The sequence below is a fragment of the Pseudomonas sp. EGD-AK9 genome, from assembly GCF_000465935.2.
In the GTDB taxonomy this organism is placed as follows: Bacteria; Pseudomonadota; Gammaproteobacteria; order Pseudomonadales; family Pseudomonadaceae; genus Aquipseudomonas.
This window is the reverse complement of the sequence record NZ_AVOF01000729.1, coordinates 1-15,327: the sequence shown is the minus strand read 5'-3', so window position 1 is coordinate 15,327 and position 15,327 is coordinate 1. Positions and strand designations below refer to the sequence as shown.

Annotated in this window: 15 protein-coding genes and 1 pseudogene; 13 read left to right on the top strand and 3 right to left on the bottom strand. The window is 65.6% G+C overall.

Annotated features, from left to right (window positions below; genetic code table 11):
- Nucleotides 1–665: aldehyde dehydrogenase family protein (locus tag N878_RS23355; protein WP_021445918.1), on the bottom strand; the 665-nt coding region annotated here is incomplete at its 3' end.
- Between the two features lie 74 nt (nt 666–739).
- Nucleotides 740–1,651: a 5-dehydro-4-deoxyglucarate dehydratase gene (kdgD, locus tag N878_RS23350; RefSeq protein WP_021445917.1), complete on the bottom strand. Its 912-nt coding sequence runs from the start codon at nt 1,649–1,651 to the stop codon at nt 740–742.
- 547 nt (nt 1,652–2,198) lie between these two features.
- On the opposite strand from kdgD, the gene N878_RS23345 reads away from it, so the two are divergent.
- The 4 genes from N878_RS23345 (at nt 2,199) to N878_RS23330 (ending at nt 6,724) form a co-directional block, all read left to right on the top strand.
- Entirely contained in the window at nt 2,199–3,596 is a 1,398-nt protein-coding gene (locus N878_RS23345; protein WP_021445916.1) for an enolase C-terminal domain-like protein, read from the top strand.
- 31 nt (nt 3,597–3,627) lie between these two features.
- On the top strand, nt 3,628–4,605 hold the full coding sequence (locus N878_RS23340; RefSeq protein ID WP_021445915.1) for a tripartite tricarboxylate transporter substrate binding protein: 978 nt from the start codon (nt 3,628–3,630) through the stop codon (nt 4,603–4,605).
- 64 nt (nt 4,606–4,669) lie between these two features.
- On the top strand, nt 4,670–5,194 hold the full coding sequence (locus N878_RS23335) for a tripartite tricarboxylate transporter TctB family protein (protein WP_021445914.1): 525 nt from the start codon (nt 4,670–4,672) through the stop codon (nt 5,192–5,194).
- 9 nt (nt 5,195–5,203) lie between these two features.
- The gene (locus N878_RS23330; RefSeq protein WP_021445913.1) at nt 5,204–6,724 is read left to right on the top strand and encodes a tripartite tricarboxylate transporter permease; all 1,521 of its coding nucleotides are present in this window, start codon (nt 5,204–5,206) and stop codon (nt 6,722–6,724) included.
- A gap of 9 nt (nt 6,725–6,733) precedes the next feature.
- Here N878_RS23330 and N878_RS29715 read toward each other — a convergent pair.
- Nucleotides 6,734–6,913: pseudogene (locus tag N878_RS29715) on the bottom strand (enolase C-terminal domain-like protein); the annotation flags it as partial.
- A 249-nt stretch (nt 6,914–7,162) separates the two neighbouring features.
- Here N878_RS29715 and N878_RS23325 point away from each other — a divergent pair.
- From N878_RS23325 to N878_RS23285, 9 genes are all read left to right on the top strand, one after another.
- Entirely contained in the window at nt 7,163–7,465 is a 303-nt protein-coding gene (locus tag N878_RS23325; protein WP_021445912.1) for a helix-turn-helix transcriptional regulator, read from the top strand.
- A gap of 147 nt (nt 7,466–7,612) precedes the next feature.
- Nucleotides 7,613–8,587 carry a zinc-dependent alcohol dehydrogenase family protein gene (locus N878_RS23320; RefSeq protein WP_021445911.1) on the top strand — a complete coding sequence of 325 codons (975 nt, stop codon included), beginning with the start codon at nt 7,613–7,615 and terminating at the stop codon, nt 8,585–8,587.
- Nucleotides 8,588–8,631: 44 nt separating this feature from the next.
- Nucleotides 8,632–8,982: an antibiotic biosynthesis monooxygenase gene (locus N878_RS23315; protein WP_021445910.1), complete on the top strand. Its 351-nt coding sequence runs from the start codon at nt 8,632–8,634 to the stop codon at nt 8,980–8,982.
- 720 nt (nt 8,983–9,702) lie between these two features.
- Nucleotides 9,703–10,530: an NAD(P)-dependent oxidoreductase gene (locus tag N878_RS23310; RefSeq protein ID WP_021445909.1), complete on the top strand. Its 828-nt coding sequence runs from the start codon at nt 9,703–9,705 to the stop codon at nt 10,528–10,530.
- Between the two features lie 57 nt (nt 10,531–10,587).
- Nucleotides 10,588–11,463 (top strand): SMP-30/gluconolactonase/LRE family protein, encoded by an 876-nt coding sequence (locus N878_RS23305; RefSeq protein ID WP_021445908.1) that lies wholly within the window; start codon nt 10,588–10,590, stop codon nt 11,461–11,463.
- Between the two features lie 77 nt (nt 11,464–11,540).
- Complete coding sequence (locus tag N878_RS23300) at nt 11,541–12,515, top strand: TRAP transporter substrate-binding protein (RefSeq protein ID WP_021445907.1); 975 nt, start codon at nt 11,541–11,543, stop codon at nt 12,513–12,515.
- Nucleotides 12,516–12,573: 58 nt separating this feature from the next.
- Nucleotides 12,574–13,101, top strand: coding sequence for a TRAP transporter small permease (locus N878_RS23295; protein ID WP_021445906.1), 528 nt, complete (start codon nt 12,574–12,576; stop codon nt 13,099–13,101).
- The gene (locus N878_RS23290) at nt 13,101–14,381 is read left to right on the top strand and encodes a TRAP transporter large permease (protein ID WP_021445905.1); all 1,281 of its coding nucleotides are present in this window, start codon (nt 13,101–13,103) and stop codon (nt 14,379–14,381) included. The genes N878_RS23295 and N878_RS23290 overlap by 1 nt, the downstream gene beginning before the upstream one ends.
- Before the next feature lie 103 nt (nt 14,382–14,484).
- On the top strand, nt 14,485–15,327 hold an 843-nt coding region (locus N878_RS23285), incomplete at its 3' end, for an EamA family transporter (protein WP_021445904.1).

The window sequence follows — 15,327 nt, the reverse complement described above, 5'->3', positions numbered from 1 at the left end:
ATGCCGTCGACGCGCTGGTCGCCGACCATGGCCTCGCCGACCACGCGGCCGCTGCCCATCACCAGGTTGAACACGCCTTCGGGGAAGCCGGCGCGGGAGATGATCTCGGCCAGCGCCCAGGCGCTGCCCGGCACCAGATCGGCGGGCTTGAACACCACGCAGTTGCCGTAGGCCAGGGCCGGAGCGATCTTCCACGCCGGAATGGCGATGGGGAAGTTCCACGGGGTGATCAGGCCGATCACGCCGAGCGGCTCGCGGGTCACTTCCACCGACACGCCGGGGCGCACCGAGGGCACTATCTCGCCGTTCAGGCGCAGGCACTCGCCGGCGAAGAACTTGAAGATATTGCCGGCGCGGGTCACCTCGCCGACGGCCTCGGGCAGGGTCTTGCCCTCCTCGCGGGCGAGCAGTTCGCCGAGTTCCTGGCGACGGGCGAGGATCTCGCTGCCGACCTTGTCCAGCGCGTCGCTGCGCGCCTGGATGCCGGAGATCGACCAGCCCGGGAAGGCGGCGCGGGCCGCGGCGATGGCCTGATCGACCTGGGCGGCGTCGGCCTTGGCGTACTCGCCGACGGCGTCGGACAGATCCGATGGGTTGATATTGCGCGAGTAATCGCTGCCGGCGACCCACTGGCCACCGATGTAGTTGTCGTAACGCTTGCTCATGATCCCTCCTGGCTATTTATGGCTATGCGCTGCTCGCCCGCAGGATGCGCCCAACGGCGGCGCCCCCTAGCTGCTTACTGCGCGCCCTGGGCTTCGATCAGCCTGGCCAGCGCCTCGTACTCGTCCGGCAGCAGATCGGTCAGCGGCGCGCGCACCGGGCCGGCGTCGTAGCCGACGATCCTGGCACCGGCCTTGACGATGCTCACCGCGTAACCGGCCTTGCGGTTGCGGATGTCCAGGTAGGGCAGGAAGAAATCGTCGATCAGCTTGCCGACGGTGGCGTGGTCTTCGGCGGCGATCGCCTTGTAGAAGTTCATCGCGGTCTTGGGGATGAAGTTGAACACCGCCGAGGAATACACCGGCACGCCCAGGGCCTTGTAGGCCGCGGCATAGACTTCCGCGGTCGGCAGGCCGCCGAGGTAGGTCAGGCGCTCGCCGAGGCGGCGACGGATCGACACCATCAGCTCGATGTCGCCCAGGCCGTCCTTGTAGCCGATCAGGTTCGGGCAGCGCTCGGCCACCTGCTCCAGCAGGCTGGCATTGAGGCGGCAGACGTTGCGGTTGTACACCACCACGCCGATCTTCACCGACTTGCACACCTGCTCGACATGGGCGGCGACGCCGTCCTGGCTGGCTTCGGTGAGGTAGTGCGGCAGCAGCAGCAGGCCCTTGGCGCCCAGGCGCTCGGCTTCCTGCGCCATCTGGATGGCCATGCGGGTCGGGCCGCCGACGCCAGCCAGGATCGGCACGGACTTCTCGCAGGTGTCGACGGCGGTCTTGATCACCGCGCTGTATTCGTCCGGCGCCAGGGAGAAGAACTCGCCGGTGCCGCCGGCGGCGAACAGCGCGGAGGCGCCGTAGGGGGCCAGCCACTCGAGGCGGCGCACGTAGCCGACCGGGTTGAAATCGCCGGCCGCGTCGAAATCGGTGACCGGGAAGGACAGCAGGCCGGAGGAGAGGATGGACTTCAGTTCTTGTGGATTCATTATGCGAACACCCTGTAGAGCGAGTTGTGAGGATAGCGTCAGCCGCAGCTGTAGAGATACGTTATCGTACAACAATAAAAAAAACACCAGTTTTTCGCACCGCTCGTCCGCGCGCCTTCCCCCAGCCCATGCCGGCGCCTTATCCGGCAAGCCCGGCCACAGCGGGCAGATCATCGACCTAGAGGCAGCCGGACCGCCCTGTATGGCGGCCGGAGGCTACGCGCGCCAGGCGCCGGACTGTCGGACAAAATGACCTATGCGCGTTGACAGGGGAAAAAGCGGCTGGTACTAATTTGCGCCAAGTCATACGACAACCTATGACATCCAATAACAACAATCCGAGGCCCAGGTCATGTCATCGACCTCCCCAGCCCAAGCGTGCGCCGCCGTGCGTCGCCGTCCCCAGCCCGATACCGCCTGCCCGCGACCGGCGCCGCCCGTATCCCGTTCATCCAGAGCAACCTCACGCCGCACGGCGCATCGCCGCTGAAGCGCGCCTTACCGCCACGGCGGCATGCGCCGCTACCCGTTCGGAGTCCCCAGCCAGATGTACGAACCCAGCTCCAGCGCCACGCCCCAGGTCGTCGAGATGCAGGTCATCCCGGTCGCCGGCCATGACAGCATGCTGCTCAACCTGTGCGGCGCCCACGCCCCCTACTTCATCCGCAACCTGGTGCTGCTCACCGACAGCGCCGGGCGTACCGGCTGCGGCGAAGTACCCGGCGGCGAAGGCATTCGCCAGGCCCTGGAGCGCTGCCGCGAGCTGGTGATCGGCCAGTCGGTCGGCCGCTACAACCGCGTGCTCAACCGCCTGCGCCAGGCCATCGCCGGCCCGGCCGGCGGCCCGCAGACCACCCAGCACCAGGTCACCTCGGCGGCCGAGGCGCGCGTGCTCAAGCAGCCGCACGAGATCAACCTGCGCCTGGACAACGTGATCACCGCGGTGGAAGCCGCCCTGCTCGACCTGCTCGGCCAGCACCTCGAGGTGCCGGTGGCCGAGCTGCTCGGCAGCGGCCAGCAGCGCGAGCGCGTGCCGATGCTCGCCTACCTCTTCTATATAGGTGAGCGTCAGCGCACCGACCTGCCCTATCTCGCCGGCAAAGGCTCGGCGGATGACTGGTATCACCTGCGCCACCAGGCCGCGCTGACGCCCGACGCCATCGCCCGCCTGGCCGAGGCCGCGCATGCGCGCTACGGCTTCGCCGACTTCAAGCTCAAGGGCGGGGTCATGCGCGGCGCCGAGGAGATGGACGCCATCCGCGCGATCAAGGCCCGCTTCCCCGAGGCCCGCGTCACCCTCGACCCCAACGGTGCCTGGTCGCTGGCCGAGGCCATCGAACTGTGCCGCGGCCAGGCTCATGTGCTGGCCTACGCCGAAGACCCCTGCGGCGCGGAGAACGGTTACTCCGGCCGTGAGGTGATGGCCGAGTTCAAGCGCGCCACCGGCATCCCCACCGCCACCAACATGGTCGCCACCGACTGGCGGCAGATGGGCCACTCGCTGCGCCTGGAGGCGGTGGACATCCCGCTGGCCGACCCGCACTTCTGGACCATGCAGGGCGCCGTGCGTCTCGGCCAGGTGTGCGAGGAATTCGGCCTGACCTGGGGCTCGCACTCCAACAACCACTTCGACATCTCCCTGGCCATGTTCACCCATGCCGCGGCCGCCGTGCCGGGGCATGTCACCGCCATCGACACCCACTGGATCTGGCAGGAAGGCGAACAGCGCCTGACCCGCGAGCCGCTGCAGATCATCGGCGGCCAGGTCGAGGTGCCGAGCAAGCCCGGCATCGGCGTCGAACCCGACATGCCGCGAATCATGGCCGCCCACGAGCTGTACAAGCAGGTGGCCAGCGGCGCACGCGACGACGCCATGGCCATGCAGTACCTGGTGCCAGGCTGGCAGTACCACCCGAAACGCCCCAGCCTCGGCCGCGACAACTGAAGCACTCCACCCTCAACCCCGGAGCATTCCAATGAAAAAAACCTTCCGCGCTTCCCTGCTCTCTGCCCTGGTCGGCCTGGGCACCCTCGCCGCCCAGTCGGCCGCCGTTGCCGCCGACGTCGCCTGGCCGACCCGCCCGGTGCAGGTGGTGGTGATCGCCAACCCCGGCGGCGACACCGACTTCAACGCCCGGATGATGGCCAAGTACTTCAACCAGCTCACCGGCAAGACCATGGTGGTGACCAACGTCGCCGGCGGCGGCGGCACCCTGGCCGCCGAGCAGGTCAAGGGCGCGGCGGCGGACGGCAACACCCTCCTCTTCACCCATCCGGGCCAGCTGATCGTCAACGAAGTGGCCGGCCTGACCGAAGACAGCTTCGAGACCTTCGACGTGTCCTGCATCGCCGGCGTGGACAAGAGCACCGTCTTCGTCGCCTCCAAGGACGCCGGGGTGAACAACATGCAGGAGCTGATCGACAAGTCGAAGGCCGCTCCGGGCAGCATCACCTACGGCACCGAGATGGGCAGCTTCTCCCACGCCCAGGGCCTGATGCTGGAAAAACTCTCCGGCACCAAGCTGAAGATGGTCGACGGCGGCACGGTGTCCGACCGCGTGGTCGGCATGCTCGGCGGTCGCCTCGACCTCGGCGCCATCACCTACGGTTCGGTGCAGGATTACGTCAACGGCGGCCAGATGGTTGCCCTGGGCCAGCCCAACGACGAGCGCAACCCGCTGCTCGGCGACGTGCCGACCCTCAAGGAGCAGGGCCTCGACCTGACCATGGACAAGCCCTACGTGGTCGCCTTCCCCAAGGGCACCGACCCGGCCATCGTCGCCAAGATGGCCGACCTGATGAAGCAGATCACCGAGATCCCCGAGTACGCCGAGGACCTGAAGAAGTTCAAGCAGCCGGTCGCCTACTTCGGCACCGAGGACGCCAAGGCGATCCTGGCCAAGACCCGCGACGACTTCATGCAGTTCAAGGATGAGATGCGCCAAGGCAAGTGAGCCATGACGCAACGCTGGCCGGACGATCCCGCCAGCGTTGCGCATTCGTTCTTCGAGGTTTCCCATGAACGCTACCGCGAACAAGAAAGAACTGATCATCGGCCTGGCCATGATCGGCTGCAGCCTCGCCTACCTGGCGATGGCCTATCAACTGCCCAGCCACCAGGGCGTCGACGCCGCCACCCTGCCCCTGCTGCTGGCCGGCTTCCTGACCCTGCTCGGCGTGCTGCAAGTCTGTGCCGCCCTCGCCAGCAAGTCCCAGGTCGGCGCCGAGAGCGCCGGCGAAGCCCAGGGCGAGCTGCCCGCCAGCCCCGCCGAGGAGGCCCCCACCTGTGTCGTCGAGCCCAAGACGGTGCTGCTGACCCTGGGCCTGATCCTCGGCTATATCGCCCTGCTCGGCCCGGTGGGTTTCCCGCTGATGACGGTGGTCTATCTCTACCTGCAGTTCCTGGTGCTGACCCCGGTACGGCAGAAGGCCAACCACCTGGTCTACCTGCTGATCGCGGTCAGTTGCTCGGCCGTCGTCTACCTGCTGTTCCGCGAGGCCTTCGATCTGATGCTGCCCGCCGGCCTGCTCAACTTCCTCTGAGGAACGACCATGCTCGAATTACTGCAGCAAGGCTTCGGTGCCGTCTTCTCGCTCAACATCCTGCTGCTGATGGCCGTCGGCGTGGCCATGGGCATCGTCTTCGGCGCCGTGCCCGGCCTGTCGGCCACCATGGCCGTGGCCCTGTGCCTGCCACTGACCTTCACCATGGGCCCGCAGGCGGGCCTGTCGCTGCTGGTCGCGCTGTTCATCGGCGCCACTTCGGGGGGGCTGATCTCGGCGATCCTGCTGAAGATTCCCGGTACGCCCTCGTCCATCGCCACGGTGTTCGACGGCGGCCCGCTGATGGAGCAGGGCCATGGCGTCAAGGCGCTCGGCGTCGGCATCGTGTTCTCCTTCCTCGGCACCATCTTCAGCATCGTCGCGCTGATGTTCATCGCCCCGCAGCTGGCCAAGGTGGCCCTGCGCTTCGGCCCGCACGAATACTTCGCCATCGCCGTGTTCTCCCTGACCCTGATCGCCACCCTGTCGGCCGGCTCGATGGTCAAGGGCCTGTTCGCCGGCGGCCTGGGCATCGCCGTGTCCACCGTCGGCATCGCCCCGGTGGAAGCCATCCGCCGCTTCACCTTCGATTTCAGCGAGCTCAACGGCGGCTTCTCCATGCTGGCGGTGATGATCGGCATGTTCGCCGTGGCCGAGATCATCAAGCTGGCCGAAACCGGCCGCCATGCCGTGCAGGGCAAGGCCCGCTCGGTGAGCATGAAGAACATCAAGGGCTTCGGCTTCTCGCTCAAGGAGTTCCGCCAGCAGCTGCCCAACGCCGGGCGCTCCGGCCTGATCGGCCTGGGTATCGGCATCCTCCCCGGCATCGGCGCCGGCACCTCCAACCTGGTGTCCTACATCATCGCCAAGAAGCGCGCCAAGGACGGCCACACCTACGGCAAGGGCAACATCGGCGGCGTGGTCGCCAGCGAGACCGCCAACAACGCCGGCATCGGCGGCGCCATGCTGCCGCTGATGACCCTGGGCATTCCCGGCGACACCGTCACCGCGATCATGCTCGGCGGCTTCCTGATCCACGGCATCCAGCCCGGCCCGCTGCTGTTCATCAGCCAGGGCCCGCTGGTGTACACCATCTTCGCCGCCCTGCTGGTCGCCACGGTGATGATGCTGTTCATGGAGTTCTACGGCCTGCGCCTGTTCATCAAGCTGCTCGACGTGCCCAAGCACATCCTCCTTCCGATCATCCTGGTGCTCTGCGTGGTCGGTGCCTTCGGCCTGTCCAGCCGCCTGTTCGATGTCTGGTCGATCCTGCTGTTCGGCCTGCTCGGCTACGGCTTCGTCAAGGCCGGCCTGCCGGCGGCGCCGTTCATCATCGGTTTCATCCTCGGGCCGATGGCCGAGACCAACCTGCGCCGCGGCCTGATGCTCTCCGACGGCAACTTCGCCGACTTCTTCACCACCCCCATCGCCGGCAGCTTCCTCGGCCTGGCCCTGGCCTTCATCCTCTGGCAGGTGTTCAGTGCCCTGCGGCCCAAGCCCAGCGCGATCAACGCCATTCTGCGCACCTGATCGCCCGCCCCAGAGCTCGCGCGTATGGCTGGCCGCCAGGTGCACGCGCAGATACGGGGTGATGCCGCCGCCCCGCGGCGCATCGGGCATCAGGAAGTCGGCGGTGCGCCGGCGGATGAACTCCCAGTGCTCGGCCGGGCTGGTGAGCATCTCGCCGGTGGCGATCGGCGTGTCGAACCGAACTTGAGCCCTTGCTGGCGCGATTGAGGCACTCACAGGCGGGAGCGTCAGCCTCATTCAGACGGGCGCAGCAATGACCTCGACGGCGAGCGGGCGGTAAAAAGGCGAGTGCAGATCGAGCCCCCGTCGAGAGGCTGGCCAATTTGGGATGTGCTGCGCAACCCGACTGCCCCTGAAGGCAACCCCCTTTGGGTTACCCGTCCGACGGGCGGATGATTCCCGCATTGACATATCGGTAAATCTCGATATTATCGCGCCATGGAACTGATCAATGTATTCAAAGCCCTCTCAAATCCGACCCGCCTTGAAATCCTCAAGGGGCTGAAGGATCCGGTGAAGAACTTTCCTCCACAGGATGAAGGGGACGTTCATACCGTGGGCGTCTGCGTCAGCAGTATTCAGGAAGGTGTCGGTCTGTCGCAGTCGACGGTGTCCGATTACCTTGCCACGCTGCAGCGAGTGGGGCTGGTCGAAGTCCGTCGGATCGGGCAGTGGACCTACTACAAGCGCAATGAAGCCAACATCCGTGCTCTGGCCGAGATCATAGGCAAAGAGTTGTAATTTTTTCACGCATAACATCGACAATTCTCGATATCCCTTTTTACCGAAGCACTCACGCTAGAGAGATCGTAGGAAAGACCCGTTAATTCTTTGGCTCTATATATCGAAAATTCCCTATATCCCTTTTTCCAGAAACGAGGAACTACCATGAAAGCGCAAATTCTCAACTCATTCGGCGGCCCGCAATCGTTCGAACTGAGCGACGTACCCAAGCCGGTGCCGCAAGCGGGACAAGTGCTGGTGCGGGTTCACGCAACCTCCATCAACCCCTTGGATTACCAGGTACGTCGGGGCGACTACGTCGACTACGTGCCTCTCCCCGCCATTACCGGGCATGACGTATCCGGCGTCGTCGAAGCCGTCGGCCCGGGGGTGACGAGCTTCGTGCCAGGCGACGAAGTCTGGTACACCACGCAAATCTTCGAAGGCGACGGCAGCTATGCCGAGTACCACGTCGCCTCCGAAAGCATCATCGGCAAGAAGCCGGCGTCGCTGAGCCATCTCGAGGCGGCCAGCCTGACGCTGGTAGGCGGGACGGTATGGGAAGCCCTGGTCGGGCGTGTATCGCTCCGGGTCGGGGAAAGCATTCTGATCCACGGCGGCGCGGGCGGCGTGGGCCATGTCGCGATTCAGGTGGCAAAGGCCATTGGCGCGCGGGTGTTCACCACCGTGCGCGAAGCGAACTTCGAGTTCGCCCGTGGGCTGGGTGCCGACGTGGTCATCGACTACGAACAAGAGGATTACGTGGACGCCATCCTGCGGGAAACCGATGGCCAGGGCGTCGATGTGATCTTCGACACCATCGGCGGCGACACCTTGACCCGTAGCCCCGACGCGCTCGCCCAGCTCGGCCGCGTGGTCTCGATCGTGGACATCGCCAAGCCGCAGAACCTCATTCAGGCCTGGGGCAAGAACGCCAGTTACCACTTCGTCTTCACCCGCCAGAACCGCGGCAAGCTCGATGAGCTGAGCGCCTTGGTCGAGCGCGGCCAGCTGCGGCCCCATGTTGGTGCGGTCTATTCACTTGCCGACATTGGGCTCGCCCATGCCCTGCTGGAGACGCCCAACAATGGTCTGCGGGGAAAAATCGCGATTGCCGTCGAGCCCTCGCTCGCCCCGTAAGGGCATAGGTGCAACTGCCGAACTTACTCTAGAGGAATACCGCAATGATTTATGAAATCGCACTGCTGCCCGTTCACCAAGAACAGATTGAACCCTTCAAACGCGCATTTGCCGAGGTTGCACCTTTGCTCCGCCGCGCCAAGGGGTATGGCGGCCACATGCTCGCGCCAGGTATCGAAACCCCCGAGCGGTTCAACCTGATCGTGCGCTGGGCTTCACTCGAGGACCACACGCCGGGCTTCGAAGCGAGCGAAGACCATCGGCTGTTCATGCTCGGCCTGGAGGAATATTTTTCCGAAGAGCCGACGGTCTATCACATTGAGGGAGCGGCTTTTACTACGGGAAAGGATGACGATCAAAACAGCATCTTTGACCGGGCAATGCCGGTGTCTTAGGCGGTTGCGGGCTGCAAAGAATTGGCCGTTGTCAGAAACATGCGGACCAGATGTCGCTAATTTGCAGTGATCGTGAGTTGATCTGACAGTTACCTGCCTTGAGGCCCGCGACTGTCAGGTCAAATTCAGCTGTTCAGTGTGGTGACCTTATTGCGATCAAGCTAAATAGCCGCTGATCGGAGACTGGACCGCCAAATAACCTGGGGCGCACGGGCCGATCGAGGGCGCTATCGACTGCCCCTCGCCCACCTCCCCTCACCCACTCCCCCGCTCGATCACCTCGCCCCACATCCAGGCGCAACGGCTGGCGCGCCTGCGGCGGATGGGTGTGTGCCGCGCAGGACAGGTCGCCGAAGCCGATAACCTCGGGACAGCCCAGGGCGCTGGCCCGGATTCACGCGAGATACGTTGTCATACAACTTTAGTGAAAAGAGACGAACGGTGCATGTGCCGAGCCGCCGCCCAGATCGCGACACGAGCCGCCCTGGCACTCGGAAATGGCTGTGCAAGGTGCGCAATAGAGCCGTCAAGCCGACGCAAAAGCAAAGAAAGAACGGGGCTAATCGTCCGCCTGAGCGCCTGCACCGAGCAGACGAAAAGACGTAATTTTCCCCGGATTGCGCGTTGACAGCGGCCCTGCGGGCTGTTGATAATCGGCACAAGTCATACGACAACGTATGACAACCCAATAACAACAAGTGACAAGAGTCCAGGCCCGCCATGACCACCACTTCCAGCGACCTCCGCCCCTTCAATCGCCTGCTGCTCACCGGTGCCGCCGGTGGCCTGGGCAAGGTACTGCGTCAGCGCCTGCACCCCTACGCCAACATCCTGCGCCTGTCAGACATCGGCGAGATGGCACCGGCGGCCGGCCCCCACGAGGAAGTGGTGCGCTGCGACCTGGCCGACAAGGCCGGCGTGCACCAACTGGTCGAAGGCGTCGATGCCATCGTGCATTTCGGCGGCGTCTCGGTCGAGCGCCCCTTCGAGGAAATCCTCGGCGCCAACATCTGCGGCGTGTTCCATATCTACGAAGCGGCGCGCCGGCATGGCGTGAAACGTGTGGTCTTCGCCAGCTCCAACCACGTGATCGGCTTCTATAAGCAGGACGAGCACCTCGACGCCCACTGCCAGCGTCGCCCGGACGGCTACTACGGCCTGTCCAAGTCCTACGGCGAGGACATGGCCAGCTTCTATTACGACCGCTACGGCATCGAGACCGTGAGCATCCGCATCGGCTCCTCCTTCCCCGAGCCGGCCAACCGCCGAATGATGAGCACCTGGTTGAGCTACGACGATCTCACCCAGCTGATCGAACGCGGCCTCTATACCGCGAATGTCGGTCACACCGTGGTCTACGGCATGTCGGCCAACCGCGAGGTGTGGTGGGACAACAGCCAGGCCGCGCACCTGGGTTTCAAGCCCAAGGACAGCTCGGAGCTGTTCCGCGACAAGGTGGAAGCGCAGCCGCTGCCGGCCGCCGACGATCCGGCGCGCATCTACCAGGGCGGCGCCTTCGTCGCCGCGGGGCCTTTCGGCGACGACTGAAACGCCCCACGCAGCCCCGACGCGAGAACGACGAACAACAGCGAGCGACGAACTGCCATGCCAGCCGAACTGATCCTCGATGCCCGCAACGCCACCGGCGAAAGCCCGGTGTGGCACGCCGCCGAGCAGGCCCTGTACTGGGTCGACATCCCCGCCGCCCGCCTGCATCGCTGGAACCTGTGCGACGCCAGCAGCCAGAGCTGGCAGGCCGAGGAAATGCTCGCCTGCATCGCCCGGCACCCGGCCGGCGGCTGGCTGGCCGGCATGCAGAGCGGCATTTTCCACCTGCAGCCGCAGGCAGACGGCAGCCTCGAGGCCCGGCGCCTGGTGGCGGTCGAACACGCCCGGCCGCAGATGCGCTTCAACGATGGACGCTGCGACCGCCAGGGGCGTTTCTGGGCCGGCAGCATGCTGCTGGACATGGCTGCAGGTGCCCCCGTCGGCGCCTTGTATCGCTTCGACGGTCAGCTGAAAAAATGCCTCGCCGACCTGATCGTGCCCAACGGCCTGGCCTTCAGCCCGGACGGCCGCACCCTGTACCTCTCCGATTCGCATCCCTCGGTGCAGGCGGTGTGGGCCTTCGATTACGACAGCGACAGCGGCACCCCGCACAACCGCCGCTTGTTCGTCGACATGAAGCAGCACCCCGGTCGTCCGGACGGTGCCGCCATGGACGTCGACGGCTGCTACTGGATCTGCGGCAACGATGCCGGGCTGATCCACCGCTTTACCCCCGACGGCCGCCTGGATCGCTCGCTCGCCGTGCCGGTGAAGAAGCCAACGATGTGCGCCTTCGGCGGGCCGCGTCTGGACACCCTGTTCGTCACCTCGATCCGCCCCGGCGGCGATCTGTCCGACCAGCCGCTGGCCGGCGGCGTGTTCGCCCTCAATCCCGGAGTCGCCGGACTCGAGGAGCCAGCCTACCGGGCCTGAATCCGCTCCACCCCGGGCCGCTCGCGGTACCGGTTTGCACTGCTGCTTACCAACAACAACAAGACGGAGATTTCCGCATGAACCTCAAACGCAAGTTGCTTCTGGCCACACTTCCGCTAGCCCTCGGCCTGTCCTCCTTCGTACAGGCCGAGGTGACCCTGAAGATCGCCGAGATCCACCCCGCCGGTTACCCCACCGTGGTGGCCATGGAAAACCTCGGCAAGAAGCTGGAAGCAGCCACCAACGGCGAGATCAAGTCGCGCATGTTTGCCGGCGGCGTACTCGGCTCGGAGAAGGAAGTGATCGAGCAGACCCAGATCGGCGCCGTGCAGCTGACCCGCGTCAGCCTCGGCTCGGTCGGCCCGGTGGTACCGGCCACCAACGTATTCAACATGCCGTTCGTGTTCCGCGATGTCGACCACATGCGCAAGATCATCGACGGCGAGATCGGTCAGGAAATCCTCGACGCCATCACCAACTCCGACTTCAACATGGTCGGCCTGGCCTGGATGGACGGCGGCAGCCGCAGCCTCTACACCAAGAAGCCGGTGCGCAGCATCGAAGACCTCAAGGGCATGAAGATCCGCGTGATGGGCAACCCGCTGTTCATCGACACCCTCAATGCCATGGGCGCCAACGGCATCGCCATGGACACCGGTGAGATCTTCAGCGCCCTGCAGAGCGGCGTGATCGACGGCGCCGAGAACAACCCGCCGACCCTGCTCGAGCACAACCACTTCCGCGCCGCCAAGTACTACACCCAGACCCACCACCTGATCCTCCCCGAGCCGTTGCTGATGTCCAAGACCTCCTGGAACAAGCTGACTCCGGAACAACAGGAACTGGTCAGGAAACTGGCCAAGGAAGCCCAACTGGAAGAGCGTCAACTGTGGGACGAGAAGAGCGCCAGCAGCGTCGACAAGCTCAAGGCCGAAGGCGTCGAGTTCATCGAAGTCGACACCAAGCCCTTCTACGACGCCACCGCCCCGGTTCGTGAGAAGTACGGCGCGCAGTTCGCCGAGCTGATTCAGCGCATCGAAGCCGTCCAGTAAACCTCGCGCAAGCGCGTCGCGGCGGCCTGGGCCGTCGCGGCGCCACCGGTGAAATCTGATGAAAAACCTGGTTCTGGGCGTCAACGACGCCATCTACCGCGCCTGCATCGGCGTCGCCGGCCTGGCGATCGTGATCATGGCGACGATCATCCCCTGGGGCGTGTTCAGCCGTTACGCGCTCGGCCAGGGCCTGGGCTGGCCCGAACCCATCGCCATCTTGCTGATGGTGCTGTTCACCTTCGTCGGCGCCGCCGCCAGCTACCGCGCCTGCGCGCACATGGCGGTCAATGTGCTGAGCGATCGGCTGCCGCCGGCGGCCCAGCCGCTTCTCACCCTGTTCGTGCGCCTGGCGATGGCCGCCATCAGTCTGTTCATGCTGATCTGGGGCTACAAGCTGTGCGTCGCCACTTGGAACCAGTACTTGAGCACCCTGACCTGGCTGCGCGTCGGCCTCAGCTACGCGCCGATCCCGCTGGGCGGCTTCATCACCCTGCTGTTCGTGCTCGAACAGCTGCTCTATGGCGACCAGCACAAGCGCCGCGTCGTCGACTACGAATGCTCCGAAGACTCCAAGGAGGCCGTGTAATGGATGCCGTCATCCTGCTGGGCAGCTTCCTGGCCCTGATCCTGCTGCGCGTCCCGGTCGCCTATGCCCTTGGCATGGCTACCCTGATCGGCGCCTGGTGGATCGAGATTCCCCTGCATGCCGTGATGATCCAGATCGCCGGCGGCGTCAACAAATTCTCCCTGCTGGCCATCCCCTTCTTCGTCCTGGCCGGCGCGATCATGGCCGAGGGCGGCATGGCCCGCCGTCTGGTGGCCTTCGCCGGGGTGCTGGTGGGCTTCGTCCGCGGCGGCCTGTCGCTGGTCAACATCACCGCCTCGACCTTCTTCGGCGCCATCTCCGGCTCCTCGCTGGCCGACACCGCCTCGGTGGGCTCGGTGCTGATCCCGGAGATGGAGAAGAAGGGCTACCCGCGCGAGTTCTCCACCGCGGTCACCGTCTCCGGTTCGGTGCAGGCGCTGCTCACCCCGCCCAGCCACAACTCGGTGATCTACTCGCTGGCCGCCGGCGGCACGGTGTCGATCGCCGCGCTGTTCGTCGCCGGCATCGGCCCGGGCCTGCTGCTCAGTTTCACCATGGCCGCCCTGTGCCTGCTGTTCGCGCGCAAGCGCAACTACCCCAAGGGCGAGGTGATTCCGCTGCGCCAGGCGCTGAAGATCTGCGTCGAGGCGCTGTGGGGCCTGATGACCATGGTGATCATCCTCGGCGGCATCCTCAGCGGCGTGTTCACCGCCACCGAGTCGGCCGCGGTGGCGGTGGTCTGGGCCTTCTTCGTGACCATGTTCATCTACCGCGACTACAAGTGGAGCGAACTGCCGAAGATGCTGCACCGCACGGTGCGCACCCTGTCGATCGTGATGATCCTGATCGCCTTCGCCGCCAGCTTCGGCTACATCATGACCCTGATGCAGATTCCGTCGAAGATCACCACGGCCTTCCTGACCCTGTCGGACAACCGCTACGTGATCCTGATGTGCGTCAACTTCATGCTGCTGGCCCTGGGCACGCTGATGGACATGGCGCCGCTGATCCTGATTCTCACGCCGATCCTGCTGCCGGTGGTGACCTCCTTCGGCGTCGACCCGGTACACTTCGGCATGATCATGCTGGTCAACCTGGGTATCGGCCTGATCACCCCGCCGGTGGGCGCGGTCTTGTTCGTCGGCGCCGCCATCGGCAAGGTCAGCATCGAGAGCACGGTGAAAGCGCTGCTGCCGTTCTACGCCGCGCTGTTCACGGTGCTGATGGCGGTCACCTACATCCCCGCCATCTCGCTGTGGCTGCCCAGCGTGGTGCTCTGAACCCGCGCCCGCTCCACTCCCGTTCTGCGGAAACGAGGCCTACCCCATTCACCCCGAGCCGCCGCCTGGCGGCTCTTGCTTTATAAGGACGTAACGCCACGCCATGCACGCCGCCCCGTTCCCCCGGCATATCGCCGCGCTGATCCTCGCCACCCTGGCCTGCTCCTTCGCCGGCAACCATATCGCCGCGCGTATCGCCTTCGACCACGACGCCGGCCTGCTGCTGGCGATCCTCTGCCGCTCGGGGGTGACCCTGCTGGTGCTCGCCGCCCTGGTGCTGTGGCAGCGCGATTCACTGCGCCTGAGCCGCCAGACCTGGGGCTGGCAGCTGGTGCTGGGGCTGCTGATCGCGGTGCAGAGCTTCTGCATCTATTCGGCGGTGGCGCGCATCCCGGTGGGCCTGGCGCTGCTGGTGGTGAACCTCTCGCCGATCCTCCTGGCGCTGCTCACCTGGGCACTCGGCGGCCCGCGACCGACCGGCCGCGCGGCGCTGATCATGGGCCTGATCCTGTTCGGCCTGGTGCTGGTGCTGGACGTGCCGGCGCGCCTGGCCGGTCAGGCCCAGCTCGATGCGCGCTGGATCGAAGGGGTGTCGTTCAGCCTGACCGCAGCGGCGGTATTCGCCGTTGCGTTGTGGATTACCGAACACCGGCTGTCGGCGATGCCCGGGCGGGTGCGCAGCATGCTGACCATGGCGGTGGTGTTCAGCGCCTCGGCCCTGGCCGGCGCCAGCGGCGCCCTGCCCGGTGGCCTCGGCCTGCCCGATGCAGCGGTCGGCTGGGTGGCCCTGGCCTGCCTGGTACTGCTCTACGGCACGGCGTTTTCGGTGCTGTTCATCTGCATGCCGCGCCTGGATATCGCGCGCAACGCGCCGGTGATGAACATGGAGCCGGTGGCCGGGATGCTGTTCGGCTGGCTGATTCTCGATCAGCTGCTCGGCGCCCTG